The organism is Ensifer sp. LBL, assembly GCF_050435225.1.
Taxonomy (GTDB): domain Bacteria; phylum Pseudomonadota; class Alphaproteobacteria; order Rhizobiales; family Rhizobiaceae; genus Ensifer.
The window spans coordinates 376,739-400,205 of record NZ_JBNDJY010000006.1 but is presented as its reverse complement, the minus strand read 5'-3'; the positions used below and the strand labels follow the sequence as shown (position 1 = coordinate 400,205).

Genomic DNA, 23,467 nt, shown 5'->3' with positions numbered 1-23,467 from the left:
GCAAATCGCCGTCATTGCGCGATAGTTTCTCCCCGCGGCGATTCCGCTGCCGCGCAACTTGCGTTATGGGTAGATCATGAATCAGGTCGTCCGTTTCCTTCGCGCGACGCTGCGCTATGGCCTTCGTGTGCTTGGCGTGCTTGCGGTCGTTGCCCTCCTTCTCGTCGCCTTCGTGGGCTTCACCACACCCGGCGCCCGGCTCGTCGCCTGGGCAATCGAGAAATATGCGGCAACCCCCGACCAGATCGTGCGGATCGCCGATCCGAGCGCGCTTTTGACCGGCAAGTTCACGGCCGGAAGCATCACGCTGTTCGATGGCGAGGGCATCTATGCCGAAGTGCGCGACGTCAATCTCGACTGGTCGCCCGCTGCCCTCCTCTCCTTCCGCTTCGAAGCCGCAGCGCTCTCGGCAGGCTCGATCCGCGTCGAGCGCCTGCCGATCCCCTCCACCGAGACCAAGGAAGTCCGCTCAACCTTTGCACTTCCCGTCGACGTCAAGATCGACGCGATCGATCTCAAGGAGATCATCATCGGCAAGGCGATCGCCGGCGAGGACCAGTTCCTGACCGCCAGCGGCAAGGTGAACGCGACCAACGAAAGTATCGCCCTTCAGCTTGCGGCCGCCCAGCGCGACCGGCCGGAAGCACGCGCGGTCGCCGACATCGTCTTCAATCCGGCGGGCAACGAGCTGAAGCTTGAAGCGACCGTGGACGAGCCGAACAACGGCGTGCTGGCAAAGCTGCTTCGCCTGCCGAACGAGCCCTCGGTCAACATCAAGCTGACCGGTGAAGGCCCGCTTTCCGACTGGAGCGGCAGCGCTACGGCAGCACTCGACGGCAGCGAAATTCTGAAGCTCGACGGTCGCCACGTCCAGACGCCTGACGGAATGCACCGGCTGACGGTCGACGGTGGCGGCGGCTTCGGCTCGCTGATGCCGCCGGCGCTACGCCCGATGTTCGAAGGTGAGACCAGGATCGACATCGCCGCCGCGTTCAACGACCAGGGGCTGGTTCAGGTCGACAAAGCTCATGTGACGACCGGCGCGCTCTCCTTTGCCGCTTTCGGAACCTACGACAGCAAGGGCGAAAACAACCTCAAGGCCAGGCTTGCCGGCACCAACGGCCCGGTCGACTTCCGCTGGCCGCTGCAGAAGGGTGAGGCACAGGCCAAGATCAATGCCGTCGACTTCTCGCTCATCGGCGACGCGCAAGCCGCAATCCTCGATCTCGCCGCAGACGTCACCTCCGTGGCGCTGCCCGACGTGGCGCTCGGCGCAGTCAAGCTTTCGGCGCGCAGCGACGGCTTCAATGTCCAGGCGCAATCCGGTCTGGTGAAGGCGGCAATCGAAGTGGGCGAAGCCGGCTTCAACGATGCAAACCTCGCCCGCCTGGTGCAGGTGCCGATGAAGATCGACACCAACCTGTCCGTGACGAAGGAAAGCATCGCCTTCAATCCGGTAACCATCGAGAGCCCAGGCGTTGGCGGTTCGCTCACCGGCGCCTTCTATCGCGACGAGAATACCGTTTCCGCCGCCTTCAAGCTCTTTGCCGTTCCGGGCGCGCTACCGCCGGCAGCCGCAGCGAAGTTCGACGGCACGATCGCACTCTCGGGCGAGGTGAAGACGGCAAGCGACGGCGGCGTCACCGTGGAGGGTATCGAGCTCAAGTCGGGTACGATCGAGGCGGCCGGCACCGTTGCACTCGCGCAGAGCAACCTGACGGCCGATCTCAAGGGCACCCTGCCCGATCTCGGCAAGGTGCTTGCCGATGCCAAGGGCAAGGCCGAATTCACCGCCGCCGTGACCGGCCCGCTCGCCGAACTTGGAATCAAGGCCGAGCTGACCTCGAGCGGCGCGACATTGGCCGGGCGCACGCTCAGCGACCTCAACGTCAAGGCCGACGCCAAGGCCAACCCATCGAGCCCGCAGGCAAGCCTGACGGCAACCGGTGCGCTCGACGGCCAGGCGATCGACGTCAAGGCCGACGTCGTCTCGAAGGATGGCCAGACCGCAATCCCGGTGCTCGAAGCCAGGATCGGCGAGAACAAGCTGACCGGAGCGATCAGCTTCACCCCCGATTTCAAGCCGGACGGCACGGTCAGCTTCGACCTGCCCGATCTCGGCCTGCTTGCCGCCATGGCCGGGCAGAAGGCATCCGGCGACCTCAACGGTTCCGCTGCCATCAAGACCGCAAACGGCATCACCTCCGTCGTCGTCAAGGCCGGCGGCAGCGGCATCAAACGCGATCAGCTGACGATCTCCAAGCCGACCGCCGACATCACCATCGCCGACCTTGCTGCCCTTGCGATCAAGGGCAGCATCCGCGCCGAAACCGTGGCGCAGGGCGAAAACCGTGTTTCCGGTTTGGCCGTCGATTTCGAGCAACAGGCCGGCCGCACCGGCTTTGCCGTCGACGGCAAATATGACGGCGGACCGCTGACGGTGAAGGGCGACCTTGCGAGCGCGAAGGGTCGCACGGAAATCCGCCTCTCATCCCTTGGCGCAACGCCGAAAGGCATTGCCCTGAAACTGGCGCAGCCGACGGTGATCGCGATCGAAAACGGCACCGTCCGTCTCAATGCGCTGACGATCCAGGCGTCGAAAGGCACGATCGCCGTCAACGGCACCGCTGGCGAAAAGCTAGACATCACGGCGAAGCTCAACGCCCTGCCCGCAGCACTGGTCAACGCCTTTGCGCCGGACCTCGGCGCCGAGGGCACGATCGCCGGCACCGTCGATGTCGAGGGTGCCGCGTCTGCACCGGTCGTCGCCTACGATCTCAAATGGTCGGGCGCCTCGCTCGCAGCAGCCCGCACGGCCGGCGTTGCGGCTTTTGACGTGACGGCAGACGGCAAGTTCGCCAACAACAAGGTGACGCTCGATACGACGCTTTCGGGCGCCGGCGGCCTTTCCTTCAAGGGCGGCGGCAATGTCGATATCGGCGGCAACATGCCGATCGCGATGAAGTTCAACGGCAACGTCCCCTTCGCGCTCATCGCCAACCTGATGGCGGAGAAGGGCTTCACGCTGACCGGCCAGGCGACTGTCGACGTGGCCATATCCGGCTCGGCAAAGGCGCCGCAGATTGCCGGCACCGTCACCACATCTGGCGGGCGCCTCGTCGACGTGCGCCGCAACCTGGCGCTCAACGACCTGACCGCCAATGTTGCGCTCGACGGCAAGCAGGCAACGATCTCGAAACTCTCGGCCAATCTCGCGACCGGCGGCTCGGTCGAAGCCAGCGGCACCGTCGGCACCGTGCCGGGCTCAGGCTTCCCGGCCAACCTGACGATCAAGCTGAACAACGCGACCTACGTCGACGGCACGCTGTTCAACGCCAATGTCGCCGGCGAGATGACGCTGACCGGCCCCCTGGTCGCGACCCCGACGCTCGGCGGCAAGGTGACGATCCGCAAAGCCTCGATCACCATTCCCGAGAAGCTGCCGACCTCGCTGTCGGCGATCGACATCAAGCACAAGAATGCGCCGCCCAAGGTGCAGAAGATGGTCAAGGACCTGCGCAAGGACGAAGTGCCGGCCGCCGGCGCCAATGCCAGCGGCGTGATCGCCTTCGATCTCGGCGTCAATGCGCACCAGATCTTCGTGCGCGGTCGCGGCATCGACGCGGAACTCGGCGGCGACCTGACAATCCGCGGCACCGCCGTGCAGCCGGTCATTTCCGGTGGCTTCGAGATGCGCCGCGGACGGCTTGAAATCCTCGGCAAGCGCCTGACCTTCACCGACGGCAATATCGGCTTTGGCGGCGACCTGATCCCGACGCTCGATCTGAAGGCCACGTCCAGCGTCGGCGCGACCACCATCACCGTCTCGGTTGCGGGCCTCGCCAACAATCCGCAGATCGCCTTCTCGTCCTCCCCGGCCCTGCCGCAGGACGAAATCCTGGCGCAGCTGATCTTCAACCGTTCGCTGTCGAACCTCTCGGCCTTCCAGATCGCGCAGCTCGCCTCCGCCGTCAGCCAGCTTGCCGGTGGCGGTTCGACCTCGCTGCTCGACGGCCTGCGCAACAAGCTCGGCGTCGACGATCTCGACGTCACCACCGACGAGAATGGCGGCGCGTCCGTGCGCGCCGGCAAGTATCTCAACGACCGCACCTATATCGAGCTGCAGCAGGGCTCCGATTCCGCGTCCAGCAAGGCGGTCATCAATCTCGATGTCGGCAAGGGCGTGAAGCTCAAGGGCTCGGCCGCCGGCGACGGTTCGGCCTCGGGCGGTGTCTTCTTCGAAAAGGAATATTGAGCGGCGCCCGGCGAAAATACGCCTGCCCTGCTCAGCAGTGAGCATGAGAAAGCCCGCGGACCGGTCGCGATCCGCGGGCTCATCTCTCTTCACGAAGACCGCCTCGACGGCGAGGTCCGCCGCAATCCTTCAAATGCACCAGCCGCGTTTCGAGCTTGGGCTCTGCCGCATGTCATCAGCGCAGAACCGCGCGCATTCCTGCACGACCTGTTTCAGGCCCAGCCGCTCTCGGGAACGAAGGAGGCTTCGCGGCGCGGGCGCGTCTGCTCGTAGCGGTTCCATGCGACGGCGTCAGGCGACAGGCCGGTCATCTCGGTTTTTCGGGCAAGCGCGACGAGTTCGTCGATAGAGAGAGCATCGTCGCGCTCGATCTTCCGGAGCGCCGCATCGATCAAGGACAGGCCGTGTTCGACACGGTCGCGCAGGTCCAAGAATGCCGATTGCTGGACGGCAAGCGTTTGCCCGAGGGCCGGCGCGGTACCGGCAAGCATTTCGGTAATCCGGGTGAGGCTGAGGCCAAGCCGCCGCAGCGCCAGGATTTCGGTCAGCCGCGCGATTTCGACCGCACCATAAAGCCGCCACTTCTTTTCCGTCCGCCGCGGCGCGATCAGGCCGCGATCCTCATAGACCTTGAGAGCGCGGATGGTTAGGCCAAGGCGGTCGGCGCATTCGGCAGCCGACAGCAGTTCATCGTGGTTCACGCCCATGAGCACCTCTTCGAAACACGTTCAAAAAAGATGACTTTGCGGTCAGCCCAAGCGGGCTTTGCGAAGCTTTGATGGAGATTTGGCGAAGACGCACCGTGAAAGGCGATTTGCGATCAGGCGCTGTCGAAAACTTCCGGGATCGCTCCGTGGAATTGCCACTTTGCCGAACCTACATCGGTGTCGGCGCGCGACCGCACGCCCCATTTGTTTCATTCCTTTTTCAGGTGATTGCCTTGCCCTCTTCTTTTCCGCATCCCGAACTGCCCGCCCAATTCCACCCCTTCGTCGCCGGCTATCAGTGGAACCGTGATCTGCTCGGGCAATCCGACTCGAGCATCTTTCTCCTCAAGGCGCCCGATCGTCCCATGCTGGTTCTGAAGCTCGAGGAAGCCGGCCCGTTCAACGAGTTCGTCGACGAGGCGGCGCGGCTTGATTGGCTGGCATCAAAGGACGTGCCCTGCCCGCGAGTGATCGCCCGCGCCTTCGGCGCGCAAACCAACTGGCTGCTGCTGCAGGCCGTGGAAGGGACAGACCTCGCCTCCACGACATTGTCGCCCAAGGACCAGATCGTCATCCTTGCCGACGCCCTGAAGCGACTGCATGCGCTGGATATCGCCAACTGCCCCTTCGATCATCGGATCGAAAAGCGCGTCGCCATCGCGAAAGCACGCACCCAGGCCGGCGTGATCGATGAGAGCGACTTCGACGAAACGCGGCTCGGCCGCACGGCGGCGGATCTCTTTGCCGAACTGCAGGCGCGCATGCCCCAAGCCGGCAAGCTCGTCGTCACCCATGGCGACGCCTGCCTGCCGAACATCATCGAGAAGAACGGCCGGTTTTCCGGCTTCATCGATTGCAGCCGGTTGGGCGTCGCCGACCCCTATCAGGACATCGCACTCGCCTGCCGCAGCGTCGCCTACAATCTCGGCGAGGAATGGGTTCAGCCGTTTCTGACCCGCTACGGTATCGACAAGGACGATCCCGAGAAACGCGACTTCTACTGCCTGCTCGACGAGTTCTTCTGATCGCGTAGATGCGCAGATAGCGAAAGGCCCGCAACGCCTCAGGCGGCGTTGCGGGCCTCGATGCTCAGGTCGACGATATCGGCATCTTCCATGGCATTGAACAACGCCCAGATATGGCCGAACGGATCGATGAAGGCGCCGACGCGGTCGCCCGTCGACAGGGTTTCGGCCGCATTGCGAAGGCTTGCTCCGGCGCCGATCGCCCGGCCGATGACGCGATCGACGTCGCGCACATGCAGTTCCAGGATCACCGCCGTGGTGCCGAGCGCATGCGGCGAGCGCGGCCCGCCAAGCTTGGGCTCGGCATCGCGGCGCGGGTTGGCCCCGGCAATCCGAAACACCGATTCCCCGATCCTCAAGTCCGCACTCGTCAGAATGCCGCTCGGCCATTCATGCCGCTGCAGCAGTTCGGCACCGAGCGCTTCGCGATAGAAGGCGATGGCGCGGTCTTCGTCGCCATGCCTGACGAACAGCTTCACACAGATCTGCCGATCGGCAAGCCTGCCGCCATTGGCAACCATGACATCCTCCATCTTGGGTGAGGCGGCCATCATAGCGGAACATGAGAACAAAGCAAGAACAATTCGACTCCGAGAGGCATTTTCCTCGCCGGTTCGAGCCGCCCGAAACCTTCAGAAGGCGCCGGTCATCTTGCTGGTTTTCAACAGAATATTCGTCTCCGTGACGGTGATGCCGTCGATCAGACGGATGCGCCGCAGCGTCTCGTCGAAGGAGACGAGATCGCGATCCTGAAGCTCGGCGATAAAGTCCCAGCGGCCATTGGTGCTGTGCAGCGCCCGCACCTGCGGCAGGCCGCGCAACTGCTCGGCGACACGGTCGGCCATCTTGCCGTGCACCTCGATCATGACCACGGCACGAACCCCCGAAGCCGGGATTTCCGCACCGGTGCGGATGGTAAAGGCGGCGATCGTGCCGTTGGCCACCAGCCTGTCGATGCGGGCAGCGACCGTCGCCCGCGACACGCCCGTCATTTCCGATAGCGTCGAAACGGGAATGCGCGCATTCTGGCGCAGCGCGCTGATGAGCGCCTGGTCGAGATCATCCATTACCTGTCACTTTGTAAAATGGGGCTTATCAATTTGTCGAATTTAGCTCACTAATCGGCAGTTTTCCATCTTTTTGCTGACGCCCATTTTCGCCATAATCCACGCATCCCGAACGGGATCAGATGAGAATTATCTTGAGAAGGAATCGGGCGGACATGACGACCATCACGCTGATCGGCGCACCCATCGAGGAAGGTTCTGGACGGCGCGGCGCGGCCATGGGCCCGACGGCCCTGCGCATCGCCGGCATCGACACGGTGCTGCGCGACCTCGGCCATACCGTTCACGACGAAGGCGACGTCAAGCCGCTGCCGGCCCGCGACCTTGCCAACCATCCGGGCGCCAACAACCTGCAGATCGTCGCAGCCTTCGCCCGTGCGCTGCACGATTCGGTGCACGACACGGTACGCAAGGGCCACTTCCCGATCATCCTGGGTGGCGACCACGCGCTCTCCATGGGCAGCGTCTCCGGCATGGCGCGCTACGCCGCCGACGTCGGCCGGCCGCTCTTCGTGCTCTGGCTCGACGCCCATGCCGACTTCAACTCGCCGTCGACCTCGCCCTCCGGAAACATGCACGGCATGCCGGTCGCCTTCTTCTGCGGCCAGGCGGAATTCGCCCCGATCCTGCCGTCCGACCGTCCGCTCGTCGATCCGACCAAGGTCTTCCAGGTCGGCATCCGCTCGGTCGACGACCGCGAGCGTGAAGAGATCGCCGAGCATGGCGTCCGCGTTTATGACATGCGCGCCGTCGACGAACTCGGAATGGCCCATATCATGCGCCAGATCCTCGAAGAGGTTCGCGCCGCCAACGGCCTGCTGCATGTCAGCCTCGACGTCGATTTCATGGATCCAGACCTTGCGCCCGGCGTTGGCACCACCGTTCCCGGCGGCGCCACCTTCCGCGAAGCGCACCTGATCATGGAAATGCTCTGGGAAAGCGGGCTCGTTTCCTCGCTCGACGTCGTCGAGCTCAACCCCTTCCTCGACGACCGCGGCAAGAGCGCGCGCGTCCTGGTCGAACTGACGGCAAGCCTCTTCGGCCGCCGCGTTCTCGACCGGCCGACCCGCAGCGCCTGAGAAAAAAAGACAAACGGAGGACGATGTATGAACACGACGGCAGCCCTGATCGAAACCGAATACCGGCTCGGCGCCCATAACTACAAGCCGCTCGACGTGGTGCTCTCGCGTGGAGAAGGCGTCTATGTCTGGGACATGGAGGGCAATCGCTATCTCGATTGTCTCTCGGCCTATTCCGCCGTGAACCAGGGCCATTGCCACCCGAAGATCCTGCAGGCGATGATGGAGCAGGCGCAGAAGCTGACGCTGACCTCCCGCGCCTTCCGCAACGACCAGCTGGCGCATTTCTACGAAGAGATCGCAGCGCTCACCGGCTCGCACAAGGTGCTGCCGATGAACTCCGGCGCGGAAGCCGTCGAGACCGCCGTCAAGGCGGTGCGCAAGTGGGGCTATGAGGTCAAGGGCGTTGCCGAGAACAAGGCCGAGATCATCGTCTGCTCCAACAACTTCCACGGCCGCACCATGGGCATCGTCGGCTTCTCCACCGACCCGGACGCCCGTACCGGCTTCGGCCCGTTCGCGCCCGGCTTCCGCGTCGTGCCTTTCGGTGACATCGACGCCTTCCGCGCGGCGATCAACGAAAACACCGTCGCCTTCCTCGTCGAACCGATCCAGGGCGAAGCCGGCGTCATCGTACCGCCGGTCGGCTACTTCACGACGGTGCGCGAACTCTGCACCAAGCACGGCATCACGCTGATCCTCGACGAGATCCAGACCGGTCTCGGCCGCACCGGCAAGCTGCTTGCCGAAGAGCATGAGGCGATCGAAGCCGACGTGACGCTGATCGGCAAGGCTCTATCCGGCGGTTTCTACCCGGTCTCGGCCGTGCTTTCGAATTCCGAAGTGCTCGGTGTCCTGAAGCCCGGCCAGCACGGCTCGACCTTCGGCGGCAATCCGCTCGCCTGCGCCATTGCCCGCGCGGCGCTGAAGGCGCTGACGGAAGAAGGCATGATCGAGAATTCGGCCAAGATGGGCGAACGCTTCCAGAAGGGCCTCACCGACATCCGTTCCAACATCATCAAGGAAGTGCGCGGTCGCGGCCTGATGCTGGCGGTGGAACTGGTGCCGGAAGCCGGTGGCGCCCGCAAGTATTGCGAAGCGCTGAAAGGGCTCGGCATCCTCGCCAAGGACACCCACGGCGACACCATCCGCATCGCGCCGCCGCTCGTCATCACTGCCGAGCAGGTGGATTGGGCGGTCGAGCAGTTCGCCAAGGTTCTCGCTTCCGCCTGATCGTCGTGGTTCCGACGCCTTCAATCGCGCCCCGGCTTCAACCGGGGCGCAATGTCTTTAAGCTCTTGCAAAAGCAAGTCTTAACGAATCCCGGCCTATAGTCCTTTCCCAAAGCGCAAAGCGGTTCCTCCGCGCATGATGCAGCTGCGCCCTGCCGGATGTGATCGGCGGACTGGAAGGATCTCTCCTTTACGGATCATTGGCCGCGCCTCACGCGCCGTCAGCCATGCGGAGAGATCTGGAGTTTGGCGGTGTCGCGCCCAGAGGCGTCGACCGGAAAGCTGGAAGGACCTTCGATGACAAGCACACTCAGGACGGCCGGGTTCGACGGCGAGACGCTGGAAATCATTGCGTTCCGCCTCCACGATCAGGAATTCTGCGTCAAGACGACGACGATCCGTGAAATCCGCGGCTGGGCGCCCTCGACGCCCATCCCGCATTCGCCGCCGGAAGTGATCGGCGTCATGAACCTGCGCGGCACGGTGATCCCGATCATCGACCTTGCCCACAAGCTCGGCATGAAATCGACCACCGCCAACGAGCGCAGCGCCATCGTCGTCGCCGAAGTGCACAACATGGTGATCGGCCTCGTCGTCGACCGCGTGTCGGACATCCTCACGGTCCAGGGCAGCCAGGTGCAGCCGGTGCCGGAAGTCACGGCCTCCTTCGACAAGAGCTTCGCCGAAGGCATCATTGCCAACGAAACCGGCATGATCTGCTTCCTGAACCTCGCCCGCATGTTCAAGGAACGCGAGGTCGAGGAACTGGCCGCCTAAAGCAACAGGTCAAGCGACATTCAAGGCCGTCCGACGTCTCGTCGGGCGGCTTTTTTGTTGGTTATTTGCTCAGCCAGAGAGCAATACTTTAGAAAAACAGGAGAAACTAATTCAACTAAAATTGGGATCTATGAGTTCTTACAACTGAAATTTGATAGTTGCTATTTTAACACCTGCTTAATAGTCATATCACTAACCTAGATTGCATAAGCACGGCGCCTTGGGCATGAAGCCCGACAGTTCGAACTCCCCTCACGAAGCACGAAATCGCTGACCCTGCGGGCCGGCGCGGGACGACCAGACATTTTTCGGCAGGCCGGCATTTGTCTTAGTCCGGGCGTTGCGCCGCTTCGGCCCCGCAAGCCCTGTCAAAGAAGGCACGAAGCCCCCGGCTTGAGCCAACAAACGAGAAGAGGGTTACAATGTTCGCTCTCGGAAAAATTGCAGACGCGAACCAGATCATCGCCGCGCTCTCGAAGTCGCAGGCCATCATCCAGTTCGACCTGACCGGCAAGATCCTGACTGCCAATGAGAATTTCTGCCAGGCCCTTGGTTACAGCCTCAGCGAAATCGTCGGCCAGCACCACCGCATGTTCTGCTCCGCCGACTACGCCCAGACGCAGGAATACCGCGACTTCTGGGCCCGGCTCGGCCGCGGCGAATTCGACGCCAACGCCTACAAGCGCGTCGCCAAGGGCGGCCGCGAAATCTGGATCCAGGCGACCTACAACCCGGTGCTTCGCAATGGCAAGCCCTACAAGGTGGTCAAGTTCGCCAGCGACATCACCGCCGCCAAGGCAAGGGCCACGGAAGATGCCGGCAAGCTGGATGCGATCTCCCGCTCCCAGGCAGTGATCGAGTTCACGCCATCGGGCGAGATCCTGACCGCCAACGAAAACTTCTGCGCCGCGCTCGGCTACAGCCTCCAGGAAATCCAGGGCAAGCACCACAGCATGTTCTGCGAGCCGAACTATGCCCGCACCACCGAATATGCCGACTTCTGGAAGCGGCTCGCCGCCGGCGAGTTCTTCTCCAACGAGTTCGTGCGCTACGGCAAGGGTGGCAAGGAAATCTGGATCCAGGCAGCCTATAACCCGATCCGCGACTTCAGCGGCAAGGTCTACAAGGTCGTCAAGTTCGCGACCGATGTCAGCGAGCGCATGAGTGCCATCAACAGCCTCGGAGCCGGCCTGCGGGCGCTCGCCGAAGGCGATCTGACGCGAAACCTCGACACGCCCTTCGTGCCGAGCATGGAAGCGGTGCGCACAGACTTCAACGACGCGACCGCCAAGCTGCGCGGGGCGATGCGGACCGTCGGCGACAATGCCAGCGCGATCGCCTCCGGCGCCCGCGAAATCCGGGCCGCCGCCGACGACCTGTCGAAACGCACCGAACAGCAGGCCGCGTCCGTGGAAGAGACCGCCGCGGCGCTCGACGAGATCACCACGACCGTCTCGGACTCCAGCCGCCGCGCCGAGGAGGCGGGAGGCCTGGTCGCCAAGACCAAGGCCGGCGCCGAACGCTCCGGCAACGTGGTCAAGAGCGCGATCGGCGCCATGGACCAGATCGAACAGTCGTCCCGCGAAATCTCCAACATCATCGGCGTGATCGACGACATCGCCTTCCAGACGAACCTCTTGGCGCTGAACGCCGGCGTCGAAGCGGCGCGGGCTGGTGAAGCCGGTAAGGGCTTCGCGGTTGTCGCCCAGGAAGTGCGCGAACTGGCGCAGCGCTCGGCGAGTGCCGCCAAGGACATCAAGGCGCTGATCGGCACCTCCACCGAGCACGTCAAGAACGGCGTGTCGCTGGTCGGCCAGACCGGGGCGGCGCTCGAGGAAATCCTCGTCCAGGTTCAGGAGATCAACGCCAACGTATCGGCGATCGTCGAAGCCGCCCGCGAACAGTCGACCGGCCTCAAGGAGATCAACCAGGCGGTCAACTCGATGGACCAGGCGACCCAGCAGAACGCCGCGATGGTCGAGGAAAGCACGGCGGCCAGCCACGCCATGGCCCGCGAGGCGGAAGCGCTGCACGAATTGCTCCGCCAGTTCCGCTACGGCGAGCAGGCCCAGGTCGTCGACGCAAACCGCCATATCGAAGATCGCGCGCAACCGTCACGCCTGCACGCCACCGCCCGCGCCTTGCGCGGCGGCCAACGAACGAGCCTCGCTGCGGCACCGGCCGCGGATGGCTGGCAGAATTTCTGAGCGCACATCCCTGCACCCCGCGCTCGGGAATGGGGAAGGCGGCGACCGGTAGCCGCCTTCCCTTAGATCTTTTCGGAAGAGTACCCGCTTAAGAAAACGCGCTGCCGATGAGCGCGCAGCTCTGGCGGGTAAAGGAGACAGTCTAAGCCGCTTCCGGACGCTTGATCTTTGCGGCCGCCTCCAACACCAGCGGCGTCAGGCCCTCGCCGCCCTTGTCGATGTGCTCGAACAATTTGCGCCGCATGCGCGGCTCCCAGTACCTGTTGATATGGGTGGCAACGCCCTGCGCCGCCTCGCTCGACGGCTGGCTCTTGAAGAAGGTGGCGATCTGGTTCGCCATGTAGATCAGCTTGGCGTTGGTATTGTCATGCGACATCGACGGCAGCTCCGGACTTGATGCGTTCGGCATGGGTGAAAATCTCGAACTCGTCGCCGCGCACGAGCGCAATCAGCGTCATGCCTGCAGCTTCGGCCGTGCGGATGGCAAGCGCCGTCGGCGCCGAGATGGCAATGATCACGGGGCTACCGACGACCGCCGTCTTCTGCACCATCTCGACGGAGACTCGGCTGGTGACGACGACGGCGCCCTCGCTGCCCTTGAAACCGGCGCGTGCCGAAGCACCGATCAACTTGTCGAGCGCATTGTGGCGGCCGACATCCTCGCGCACCGCAATCAGCCCGCGGCCAGGCACATAGAAAGCGGCACCGTGCACGGCCCGCGTCTCGAAATGCAGCGGCTGCTGACCATTAAGCAGCGACACGGCCGAAACCACATCCTCCTGCGACAGCGTCAATCTCGAACGGGACACGTCCGGCGTCGGCCGCACCGCCTGTTCGATCGATTCGATGCCGCAAAGACCGCAGCCGACTGGCCCCGCCATGTGCCGTCGGCGCCGGCGCAGCATGTCGTTCTCTTCGTCCTGAAGCACGATCTGCAGGTCGATGCCGAGATTGCCGGCGACCGTCTCCGAGACGATCTCCACCGTTTCGATCTGGCCGGGATCGGTGATAATGCCCTCGGTCAGGCTGAAGCCGACGGCGAAATCCTCGAGATCGCCGGGTGTCGCCATCATCACCGCATGGGTCGAGCCGCCATAGCTGAACGCGACCGGCGTCTCCTCCGGCACAGCGCGCGCACCGTCCTGAAGCGCGCCGTTGCGGCGGGCGGCCTCGGGAACGGTCTTGGATGTCTTAAATGTCGCCATGATCGATCGCAGTGCGGGCCATCACTCCGCCGCCTCCAGCTTGCCGGAAATCCGGCGCGACTGGCGGGCCTGCTCGTCATAGTCCACCTGCCAGTCCGAAGGACCGTTCGACGGCATCACCTGCACTGCCGTCACCTTGTATTCCGGGCAGTTGGTCGCCCAGTCGGAGAAGTCGGTCGTGATGACGTTTGCCTGCGTCGATGGATGGTGGAAGGTGGTGTAGACGACGCCGGGCGCGACGCGATCGGTGATCAGCGAGCGCAGCGTCGTCTCGCCAGCGCGGCTTGCCAGCCGGATCCAGTCGCCGTCACGGATGCCGCGCTGTTCGGCGTCGTGCGGATGGATCTCCAGCCGGTCTTCCGCATGCCAGACGACGTTGTCGGTGCGCCGCGTCTGGGCGCCGACATTGTACTGGCTGAGGATACGGCCGGTGGTCAAAAGCAGCGGGAAGCGCGGGCCGGTGCGTTCGTCGGTCGCAACATATTCGGTGCGGATGAATTTGCCCTTGCCGCGCACGAAGCCGTCGACATGCATGATCGGCGAACCCTCGGGATGCGCCTCGTTGCAGGGCCACTGCACAGAGCCCATCTTTTCGAGATAGTCGTAGGAGACGAGCGCGAAGCTCGGCGTCGTCGCGGCGATCTCGTCCATGATCTGCGAGGGGTGGCGGTAGTTCCAGTTGAGCCCCATGGCCTGGGCGAGCTTCTGCGTGACCTCCCAGTCGGCATAGCCGTTCTTCGGCGTCATCACCTTGCGCACGCGGTTGATGCGGCGCTCGGCATTGGTGAATGTGCCGTCCTTTTCGAGGAAAGTCGAGCCCGGCAGGAAGACATGCGCGTAGTTGGCAGTCTCGTTGAGGAAGAGGTCGTGCACGACGACGCATTCCATCGCGGCGAGACCGGCTGCCACGTGCTTGGTATCCGGGTCGGACTGCAGGATGTCCTCGCCCTGGATGTAGATGCCCTTGAAGGTGCCGTCGACGGCGGCATCGAGCATGTTGGGGATGCGAAGGCCCGGCTCGTTGGAAATCTCGACGCCCCAGAGCTTTTCGAAGGTCTCGCGCGTCGCATCGTCCGACACGTGGCGATAGCCCGGCAGTTCGTGCGGGAACGAGCCCATGTCGCAGGAGCCCTGGACGTTGTTCTGGCCGCGCAGCGGGTTCACGCCGACGCCCGGCCGGCCGATATTGCCGGTGACCATGGCGAGGTTGGCAATCGCCATGACCGTGGTCGAGCCCTGGCTGTGCTCGGTAACGCCGAGACCGTAATAGATCGCGCCATTGCCGCCGGTGGCGTAGAGCCTTGCGGCACCACGCACCAGGTCGGCCGGTACGCCGGTATAGGCCTCGGTCGCCTCGGGGCTATGGTAGGGCTCGGCGACGAAGCTCGCCCAATCCTCGTATTCCGACCAGTCGCAGCGCTCGCGGATGAACTTCTCGTTGGCGAGGCCTTCGGTGACGATCACATGGGCGATCGAAGTCAGGATCGCGACATTGGTGCCGGGCTGCAGCGGCAGGTGATAGGCCGCCTCCACATGCGGCGAGCGCACGATGTCGGTGCGGCGCGGATCGATGACGATCAGCTTGGCGCCTTCGCGTAAGCGCTTCTTCAGCCGCGAACCGAAGACCGGATGGCCGTCGGTCGGGTTGGCGCCGATGATGACGGCGACGTCGGTGAACTCGACCGAATCGAAGTTCTGCGTACCGGCAGAGGTGCCGAAAGCCTGGCCGAGGCCGTAGCCTGTCGGCGAGTGGCAGACGCGAGCGCAGGTATCGACGTTGTTGTTGCCGAAGCCGGCGCGCACCAGCTTCTGCACCAGGTAGGTCTCTTCATTGGTGCAGCGCGACGAGGTGATGCCGCCAACGGAATCGCGGCCGTACTGATACTGGATGCGCCGGAACTCGGAGGCCACATGCGCATAGGCCTCTTCCCAGGTGACCTCGCGCCAGGGATCGGAGATCTTCTCGCGGATCATCGGATTGAGGATGCGGTCCTTGTGGTTGGAATAGCCATAGGCGAAGCGGCCCTTGACGCAGGAATGGCCGCGATTCGCCTGGCCGTCCTTCCACGGCACCATGCGGACCAGCTCTTCGCCGCGCATTTCCGCCTTGAACGAGCAGCCGACGCCGCAATAGGCGCAGGTCGTCACCTCGGAATGCTCCGGCTGGCCAATCTCGATCACCGACTTTTCGGTCAGCGTCGCCGTCGGACAGGCCTGCACACAGGCGCCGCAGGAGACGCATTCCGACGACAGGAAGTCTTCCGCCATGCCGGCCGAAACGCGGCTGTCGAAGCCACGGCCGCCGATCGTCAGCGCAAACGTGCCCTGCACTTCCTCGCAGGCACGCACGCAGCGCGAGCAGACGATGCACTTCGCCGGATCATAGGTGAAATAAGGATTGGACTCGTCCTTCGGCATCCACTTGGCGTTGATCTCGCCATTGTTGCGCGCCGTGACGTGGTTCTCGCCCTCATAGCCATAGCGCACGTCGCGCAGGCCGACGGCACCGGCCATGTCCTGCAGCTCGCAATCGCCATTGGCAGCGCAGGTCAGACAGTCGAGCGGATGGTCGGAAATATAGAGCTCCATCACCCCGCGCCGCACATCCTTCAACCGCGGCGTCTGGGTGGAGACCTCGATGCCAGCCGCAACCGGCGTCGTACATGACGCCGGCATGCCGTTGCGCCCCTTGATCTCGACGAGACAGAGCCGGCAGGAGCCGAAGGCATCCATCATGTCCGACGCGCAGAGCTTCGGCACCTCGATGCCGGCATCCATCGCCGCGCGCATGATCGAGGTACCCTCGGGCACCGTGACCTCGCGGCCGTCGATCGTAAGCGTCACCAGCTTTTCGGATTTCGAAGCGGGAGTGCCGTAGTCGATTTCATGAATGAGAGACATGTCAGCCCTCCTGAGAATTCTTGTTCAAGGGGGCGGTGTTACCCCCCTCTGGCCTGCGCGACACAAACAACGGCCCCTCATCCGGCTGCCGCCACCTTCTCCCCGCCAGCGGGGAGAAGGGATATGCCGCACCCGTCCCCCATGCGTCAGAGACAGCGTGAGCCGCGTCCCCTCTCCCCGCCAGCGGGGAGAGGGTTAGGGTGAGGGGCAATTGCCGATGTACAGCAAGCATCATTCCGCAGCCTCCACCACTGGTGCCGGCTGAAAATCATCCGGGAAATGGGTCATGGCGCTCAAGACCGGATAGGGTGTGAAGCCGCCCAGCGCACAGAGCGAACCGAACTTCATCGTGTTGCAGAGATCGGCGAGGAGCTCGCGGTTCTTCTCCGGCTCGATGCCGGCGGCGATCTTGTCGGCGACCTCGACACCGCGGGTCGAACCGATGCGGCACGGCGTGCACTTGCCGCAGCTTTCAACCGCACAGAACTCCATCGCGAAACGCGCCTGGTTGAGCATGTCGACCGTATCGTCGAAAACGACGATGCCGGCGTGGCCGATGAGGCCGTCGCGCGCCGCAAAGGCCTCATAGTCGAACGGCGTATCGAACAGCGCCCTGGGGAAATAGGCGCCGAGCGGGCCGCCGACCTGCACGGCCTTGACCGGCCGGCCGCTTGCCGTGCCGCCGCCGATGTGGTCGATGATCTCGCCAAGCGCCAGGCCGAAGGCGGTCTCAAAGAGGCCGGCATGTTTGACGTTGCCGGCGATCTGGATCGGGATCGTGCCGCGCGACCGGCCCATGCCGAAGTCGCGGTAATAGGCAGCGCCCTTGTCCATGATGATCGGGACGGAGGCAAGCGATATCACGTTGTTGATCACGGTCGGACAGTCGAACAGGCCCTTATGGGCCGGAAGCGGCGGCTTGGCGCGCACGATACCGCGCTTGCCTTCGAGGCTGTTGAGAAGCGCCGTTTCCTCGCCGCAGACATAGGCGCCGGCACCCTCGCGCACTTCCATATCGAAAGCCCTGCCGGAGCCGAGCACCGAAGGCCCGAGTACGCCGGCCTTGCGGGCGATCTCGATCGCTTCGGCCATCGCCGCGATCGCATGCGGGTATTCGGAGCGGGTATAGATGAAGCCCTTGGTGGCGCCGGTCGCGATGCCGGCGATCGCCATGCCCTCGATCAAGACGAAGGGATCGCCTTCCATGATCATCCGGTCGGCAAAGGTGCCGCTGTCGCCTTCGTCGGCGTTGCAGACGATGTATTTGCGCGCGCCCGCCGCATCGAGAACGGTCTTCCATTTGATGCCGGTCGGAAAGCCCGCGCCGCCACGGCCGCGAAGGCCGCTTTCGGTCACCTGCGCGACGATGTCCTGCGCCGCCATGGCAATGGCGTTGCGCAGGCCTGCGAGCCCGCCATGGGCCTGGTAATCGTCGAGCGACAGCGGATCGATGATGCCGCAGCGCGCAAAGGTCAGACGCGTCTGCTGCTTGAGGAAGGGGATCTCCTCGGTCTTGCCGAGACAGAGTGCATGATCGCCGCCCTCGAGCAGGCCTGCATCGAGCAGAGAGGGAACGTCACGTGCCTTGACCGGGCCATAGGCCACGCGGCCGCCAGCGGTTTCCACCTCGACCAAGGGTTCCAGCCAATGCATGCCACGCGAACCGTTGCGAACGATCACGGCGTCAAGGCCGCGGGCTGTGACCGCCTCGGTCATCGCCTTTACGACCTTCTCGGCGCCGAGCGCGATCGCTGCCGCATCGCGCGGGATGTAGATCTTCACCGTCATCGCCGCGCCTCCTGAACGAGTGCTTCGAGATCAGTGGCGTCGACCCGGGCATGCACCTCTCCGTCCAGCATGGCGGAGGGTGCGCAGGAACAGAGCCCGAGACAGTAGACCGGCTCCAGCGTCACGGCTCCGTCAGGCGTCGTCTGGTGAAAATCGATGCCGAGCAGCCGCTTGGCGCGTTCGGCAAGCGCGTCGCCGCCCATCGACTGGCAAGCCTCGGCGCGACAGAGCTTCAGCACGTGGCGCCCGGCCGGATGCTCGCGGAAGTCATGGTAGAAGCTCATCACGCCGTAGACTTCGGCGCGAGAGAGGTTGAGTTCGCGGGCAATCACCGGAAGACATTCCTGCGGCACATAGCCGAACTCTTCCTGCAGCTCGTGCAGGATCGGCAGCAAGGGCCCTTCGAGCCTCTTCAGCTCCTCGACGATGGCGAGCGTAGTCTCCGCGATATCGGCACGCGGCTGATGGATGTTCAACGGGAGCCCTCCCGGCTCGTGGGCGAGACGGCGGCACCCGATACGGGCGACCGGCCCAGCCGACATTTCACCTCTGGCGAAGGCCGTTCCTCGGCGGTCTCCGGCCATGATCAAAAAGCTTCGCGCTTATGGCCGCATGGGTCAATAAGGCTGTTCCGTCGGTCGATAGAAAAAATCTATTGAACCTGATTTCGCTCGCCGAGAATGCGTGCTTCGTGCAGCAAGGCCGAGACCAGCGGCGTAAACGGCTCACGATGCGTCGCAACCAGACCGACGGTGTGACGGGCGTCCGGATCGACGATCGGGATCATCCGGATATCTTCGTGAAAACCGAATGATTTCGCGACGTTGAACGGCATGATGCTGGCCCAGCGACCGGTGCGCACATGGGAAAAAAGCACGATCATCGAGTTCGATTCGAGCGTCGGCTTGGCGACAGCACCCGCTTCGGAGAAATGCTGGTTGATGATGCGGCGGTTCTGCATATCGGCCGTCAATAGACAAAGCCGAACGTCGCTAACCTCTTTCCACGTCACGCTTTCCCGCTCCGAAAGCGGCGTTCCGGCGGCGGTGACGAGGTGATAGCGCTCGACCTGGAGCGGAACGCTGGTCACCCGGCCGAGCGGCTCGTTCTCCAGATAGGTGAGCCCCGCATCGATCTCGAGATTTTCGAGCAGTGCCAGGATCTGCACCGATGTCGTCGACAGCACGGAAAAGGTAACATCAGGGTGCTTTTCCTGGAACGGCGCGGTGATCATCGGCACCATGGCAAGCGTCGTCGGTACCGCTGCCAGTCGGATATGCCCGGAAAGACCCTTGCGTGCCGCCCGCATCTCCTCGCGCATGGTGCGGGCATCGCCGACGATGCGGCGCGCCCATTCGAGCACGCGCTGCCCCTCGGGCGTCAGGCCCTGAAAGCGCGATCCGCGGCTGACGAGCATGACGCCGAGCTGATCCTCGAGCTGACGAATGGCCGCCGACAGCGTCGGCTGCGTCACGCCGCACTCCTCCGCCGCCCGGCCAAAGTGCCGTTCGCGTGCAAGGACGAGGAACATTTCCAGCTTGTCGATCATGCGTAGCCTTCGTTGTTGTGGCTCTTCCCCTCACCCTAGCCCTCTCCCCGCTCGCGGGGCGAGGGGACTTGGCGCTTCGCGAGATCGCCTCTTTATGACGTAGGTCCCGAATGGAGTGGGGGACGCGAACGGGCGCGGCATCGTCCCTTCTCCCCGCCTGCGGGGAGAAGGTGCCGGCAGGCGGATGAGGGGCGACGCTGAACACGCACTCATGCAATCAGCTGCCCGCCATTCACTTCCAGCACCTGACCGGTGATGTAGCCCGACAAGGCATACGAGGCGAGGAAGAGATAGACCGGCGCGCAGTCTTCCGCAGTCCCGAGCCGCCCGAGCGGAATGGTCTTGCGGGTCGCCTCCAGCTTCTCCGGCGACGAGTAGCGCTCGTGGAAGTCGGTGGTGATCGTGCCCGGCGAAACACAATTGACCCGGATGCCCTCGGGCGCAAGTTCCCGCGCCAAGGCCTTGGAATAGGTGGAGACGAAGGCCTTCGTCGCCGAATAGATCGACGACCCGGCGCTGCCGCCGGTCAGTGCCGAGATCGACACCGTGTTGACGATCGCCGGGTGCGTACCCTTGCGCAACAGCGGCAGCATCGCCCGCGTCATCTCGACGACGGCGGTCTGGTTGAGCTGGACGACGGTCTGGTACTGCTCGTCGGTCAGTTCCGCCGCCGGGAAGCGGCCGACCATCGTGCCGGCATTGTTGATCAGGATATCGACACTCTCGAACCGGCTGCGCACGACATCGGCGAGCCCCTCGACACCATCCGGCGCGAGAAAGTCCGCTGTCGCCACATAGGCCCGCCCTTCCGTCGCCGCCGTTTCGAGAAAATCGGGCAGGTCGCCGATCGACCGGCCGGCATGGACGAGCACATGCGCGCCGCAATCCAGGAACTGGCGGGCAACCTCCAGCCCGATGCCGCGCCCGGCACCGGTGATTACGACGGTCATGCCCTTGAACAAGGCCGGATGAAACATGTCTTTCCCCTCTTCACTCCTGAGGCAGGGTCGCCTATCGCCGTAGCGAATGCAACGCGCGCCGACACCCTGGCCTCGCTGCGAAAGCGATTTCGCCGCAAACGCCGATTCTGAAATTGCACGGCTTTCGTTTTTGCATATTATGAAACAAAACGAAAATGGGGAGGACGGAATGTATTTGACCGGTCGGCAGGAGGAGATCCTGGAACTGGCAAAAAGCGAGGGTCGGGTGCTGGTCGAGGAGCTGGCGCAGCGCTTTTCCGTCACGCCGCAAACCATCCGAAAGGACCTGAACGATCTCTGCGACGCCAAGATCCTGAACCGCATTCATGGCGGTGCCATCTTCCCGAGCGGCAAGGAAAACGTCAAATACGACGCCCGCCGCCAGATCGCGGCACCGGAGAAACAGGCAATCGGCAAGGCCGCCGCCGAGCTCATCCCCGACAACGCGTCGCTCTTCATCAACATCGGCACGACGACCGAAGCCGTGGGTGAGGCTCTGCTCGACCACAAGGAACTGATGGTCATCACCAACAACATCAATGTCGCCAACCGCTTACGCGTCTTCCCCTCGATCGAGGTGGTGATCACCGGCGGCGTCGTGCGCGGTTCGGACGGCGGCATCGTCGGCGAGGCCGCCGTCGACTTCATCAAGCAGTTCAAGGTCGACTTCGCTGTCATTGGCGCGTCGGCGATCGACCATGACGGCGCCCTGCTCGATTTCGATTTTCGCGAAGTGAAAGTCGCCCAGGCGATCATCGCCAATGCCCGCCATGTCATCCTGGTTTCCGACTCGACAAAGTTCGAAAGAACCGCGCCTGTTCGCATCGGCCATATATCGCAGGTTCAGACCTTCATCACCGATCGCTGTACGCTCGAAAATGTCAGGAAAATCTGTGCCGAACAGGATGTTCGGCTGATCGAAACCGACGCCTGAAACCGGAGATTTAGACACCCCTTAAGATTCGCAGTGCATTCGTTTGACATTCGATATGTTTTCGTTTTAACTGATTTCACTTTCGCTGATGCATCAATTTGTGCATCGCGAAATGTGGAGGGGAAACAGCAGTGTCAGAGCAGGCAATCTACGACGTCTTCGTCATCGGCGGCGGCATCAACGGATGCGGCATCGCGCGCGACGCGGTCGGCCGTGGATACTCGGTCGCCTTGGCCGAAATGAACGATTTCGCCTCCGGCACGTCCTCCGGCTCCACCAAGCTCATTCACGGCGGCTTGCGCTACCTCGAACATTACGAATTCCGCCTCGTGCGCGAAGCGCTGATGGAGCGCGAAGTGCTCTGGGCGATGGCGCCGCACGTCATCTGGCCGATGCGCTTCGTACTGCCCTATCACAAGGGCGGCCTGCGCCCGGCTTGGCTGATCCGCCTCGGCCTCTTCCTTTATGACCATATTGGCGGCCGCAAGCTGCTGCCGGCAACGGCGACGCTGGACATGAACCGCGATCCCGCCGGCAAGCCGCTGAAGCGCCTGTTCAACAAGGCGTTCGAATATTCCGACGGCTGGGTCAACGACGCTCGCCTCGTGGTCTTGAATGCCCGCGACGCCGCCGATCGCGGCGCCGTCATCATGGCCCGCACCCGCGTCGTCGCCGCGCGTCGCGACGACGCTCTCTGGACGATCGAAACCGAAAACCAGGCAACCGGCGAACGCAAGACGCTCAAGGCCCGCATGCTCATCAACGCTGCCGGCCCCTGGGTCGACGCGGTTCTCTCGGGCGCACTCGGCAAGAACGATGTGCACAATGTCCGCCTCGTGCAGGGCAGCCATATCGTCGTGAAGAAGAAGTTCGACGATCCGCGCGCCTACTTCTTCCAGAACCCGGATGGCCGCATCATGTTCGCCATCCCTTACGAAGAAGATTTCACGCTGATCGGCACCACCGACCGCGACTATACCGGCAACCCGGCCGATGTGCGCATCAGCGACACCGAGGTCGATTATCTCTGCCAGGCAGCAAGCGAATATTTCCTCGAGCCGGTGACGAAGGACGATATCGTCTGGACCTATTCGGCCGTTCGCCCGCTCTACGACGACGGCGCCAGCAAGGCGCAGGAAGCAACGCGCGACTACGTGCTTCGGGTCGAGGGCGACAAGGGAGCGGCACCGCTGCTCAACGTCTTCGGCGGCAAGCTCACGACCTATCGCCGTCTCGGCGAGTCCGCCCTCGAAAAGATCGGCGAGGCGATCGGCGTCAAGGGGTCGAAATGGACGGCCGGCTCCAGGCTTCCGGGCGGTGACTTTCCTGCCCAGGGCTACGGCGACGAAGTCGCAAGACTGCAGAAGCAATATCCCTTCCTTGCGCCCCAGCATGCGCGTCGCCTCGTGCGCCTCTATGGCACGCGCGCCGCAGCGCTGCTCGGTTCGGCGTCGAACGAGGCCGCTCTTGGCCACCATTTCGGCGCCGATCTCTATGAGGCCGAGGTCAAGTGGCTGATGACGCAGGAATGGGCACGGCACGCCGAGGACGTGCTGTGGCGGCGCACGAAACTGGGATTGAAGCTGACGCCGGGCGAGGCGGTAGCGCTGGAGGAATACATGCGGGGCGCGGCCAACGCAGCCGCCTGAGGACGCTCGCATGCAATGCATTTCCAGAACGGGCGCGCGCGTCCGGAAATGCAGAAGACCGATGAGATAGAGCGTTTCCGCGCTGGGGTGGAAAACGCTCGGACTGCCTTAG

Annotated in this window: 18 protein-coding genes; 8 read left to right on the top strand and 10 right to left on the bottom strand. The window is 63.7% G+C overall.

The genetic code is table 11. The annotated features are described in order from the left end of the window. Window positions 1-76 precede the first annotated feature (76 nt). Window positions 77-4,255, top strand: coding sequence for a translocation/assembly module TamB domain-containing protein (locus OKW20_RS24980; RefSeq protein ID WP_429176497.1), 4,179 nt, complete (start codon window positions 77-79; stop codon window positions 4,253-4,255). Between the two features lie 212 nt (window positions 4,256-4,467). On the opposite strand, the gene OKW20_RS24975 is transcribed toward OKW20_RS24980, so the two are convergent. Next, window positions 4,468-4,962 carry a MerR family transcriptional regulator gene (locus tag OKW20_RS24975; RefSeq protein ID WP_429176494.1) on the bottom strand — a complete coding sequence of 165 codons (495 nt, stop codon included), beginning with the start codon at window positions 4,960-4,962 and terminating at the stop codon, window positions 4,468-4,470. 233 nt (window positions 4,963-5,195) lie between these two features. On the opposite strand from OKW20_RS24975, the gene OKW20_RS24970 reads away from it, so the two are divergent. After that, a complete protein-coding gene (locus tag OKW20_RS24970) occupies window positions 5,196-5,987 on the top strand; it encodes an APH(3') family aminoglycoside O-phosphotransferase (protein WP_429176492.1) in 792 nt (263 codons plus the stop codon). Window positions 5,988-6,025: 38 nt separating this feature from the next. Here OKW20_RS24970 and OKW20_RS24965 read toward each other — a convergent pair whose 3' ends face one another. Together OKW20_RS24965 and OKW20_RS24960 are read right to left on the bottom strand one after the other, a co-directional pair. Then, window positions 6,026-6,508, bottom strand: coding sequence for a VOC family protein (locus tag OKW20_RS24965; protein ID WP_043614772.1), 483 nt, complete (start codon window positions 6,506-6,508; stop codon window positions 6,026-6,028). 111 nt (window positions 6,509-6,619) lie between these two features. Continuing rightward, window positions 6,620-7,054, bottom strand: a complete 435-nt coding sequence (locus OKW20_RS24960; protein WP_043614769.1) for an Lrp/AsnC family transcriptional regulator — start codon at window positions 7,052-7,054, stop codon at window positions 6,620-6,622. Window positions 7,055-7,209: 155 nt separating this feature from the next. Here OKW20_RS24960 and rocF point away from each other — a divergent pair, with 155 nt between their 5' ends. The 4 genes from rocF (at window position 7,210) to OKW20_RS24940 (ending at window position 12,349) form a co-directional block, all read left to right on the top strand. Continuing rightward, window positions 7,210-8,133 (top strand): arginase, encoded by a 924-nt coding sequence (rocF, locus tag OKW20_RS24955; RefSeq protein WP_043614767.1) that lies wholly within the window; start codon window positions 7,210-7,212, stop codon window positions 8,131-8,133. Between the two features lie 27 nt (window positions 8,134-8,160). Then, window positions 8,161-9,366, top strand: coding sequence for an ornithine--oxo-acid transaminase (rocD, locus tag OKW20_RS24950; protein ID WP_043614764.1), 1,206 nt, complete (start codon window positions 8,161-8,163; stop codon window positions 9,364-9,366). A 296-nt stretch (window positions 9,367-9,662) separates the two neighbouring features. Beyond that, on the top strand, window positions 9,663-10,142 hold the full coding sequence (locus tag OKW20_RS24945) for a chemotaxis protein CheW (RefSeq protein ID WP_034803080.1): 480 nt from the start codon (window positions 9,663-9,665) through the stop codon (window positions 10,140-10,142). A gap of 422 nt (window positions 10,143-10,564) precedes the next feature. Then, window positions 10,565-12,349, top strand: a complete 1,785-nt coding sequence (locus OKW20_RS24940; protein WP_429176489.1) for a methyl-accepting chemotaxis protein — start codon at window positions 10,565-10,567, stop codon at window positions 12,347-12,349. 142 nt (window positions 12,350-12,491) lie between these two features. On the opposite strand, the gene OKW20_RS24935 is transcribed toward OKW20_RS24940, so the two are convergent. The 7 genes from OKW20_RS24935 to OKW20_RS24905 form a co-directional block, all read right to left on the bottom strand. Continuing rightward, window positions 12,492-12,725, bottom strand: coding sequence for a formate dehydrogenase subunit delta (locus tag OKW20_RS24935; RefSeq protein ID WP_429176487.1), 234 nt, complete (start codon window positions 12,723-12,725; stop codon window positions 12,492-12,494). Further along, window positions 12,715-13,554, bottom strand: coding sequence for a formate dehydrogenase accessory sulfurtransferase FdhD (fdhD, locus tag OKW20_RS24930; RefSeq protein WP_429176485.1), 840 nt, complete (start codon window positions 13,552-13,554; stop codon window positions 12,715-12,717). Before fdhD ends, OKW20_RS24935 begins: the two co-directional genes overlap by 11 nt. Window positions 13,555-13,575: 21 nt before the next feature. After that, entirely contained in the window at window positions 13,576-16,455 is a 2,880-nt protein-coding gene (fdhF, locus tag OKW20_RS24925) for a formate dehydrogenase subunit alpha (protein ID WP_429176483.1), read from the bottom strand. 231 nt (window positions 16,456-16,686) lie between these two features. Then, entirely contained in the window at window positions 16,687-18,243 is a 1,557-nt protein-coding gene (locus tag OKW20_RS24920) for a formate dehydrogenase beta subunit (RefSeq protein WP_429176480.1), read from the bottom strand. Next, a complete protein-coding gene (locus tag OKW20_RS24915; protein ID WP_205237606.1) occupies window positions 18,240-18,719 on the bottom strand; it encodes a formate dehydrogenase subunit gamma in 480 nt (159 codons plus the stop codon). The genes OKW20_RS24920 and OKW20_RS24915 overlap by 4 nt, the downstream gene beginning before the upstream one ends. 176 nt (window positions 18,720-18,895) lie before the next feature. Next, window positions 18,896-19,792, bottom strand: coding sequence for a LysR family transcriptional regulator (locus tag OKW20_RS24910; RefSeq protein WP_043626325.1), 897 nt, complete (start codon window positions 19,790-19,792; stop codon window positions 18,896-18,898). A 209-nt stretch (window positions 19,793-20,001) separates the two neighbouring features. Further along, on the bottom strand, window positions 20,002-20,769 hold the full coding sequence (locus OKW20_RS24905) for an SDR family NAD(P)-dependent oxidoreductase (protein WP_043619088.1): 768 nt from the start codon (window positions 20,767-20,769) through the stop codon (window positions 20,002-20,004). A 172-nt stretch (window positions 20,770-20,941) separates the two neighbouring features. Here OKW20_RS24905 and OKW20_RS24900 point away from each other — a divergent pair, with 172 nt between their 5' ends. Beyond that, complete coding sequence (locus tag OKW20_RS24900; protein WP_429117216.1) at window positions 20,942-21,706, top strand: DeoR/GlpR family DNA-binding transcription regulator; 765 nt, start codon at window positions 20,942-20,944, stop codon at window positions 21,704-21,706. 131 nt (window positions 21,707-21,837) lie between these two features. Next, window positions 21,838-23,355, top strand: coding sequence for a glycerol-3-phosphate dehydrogenase (gene glpD / locus OKW20_RS24895; RefSeq protein ID WP_429176476.1), 1,518 nt, complete (start codon window positions 21,838-21,840; stop codon window positions 23,353-23,355). Window positions 23,356-23,467: the final 112 nt, after the last annotated feature.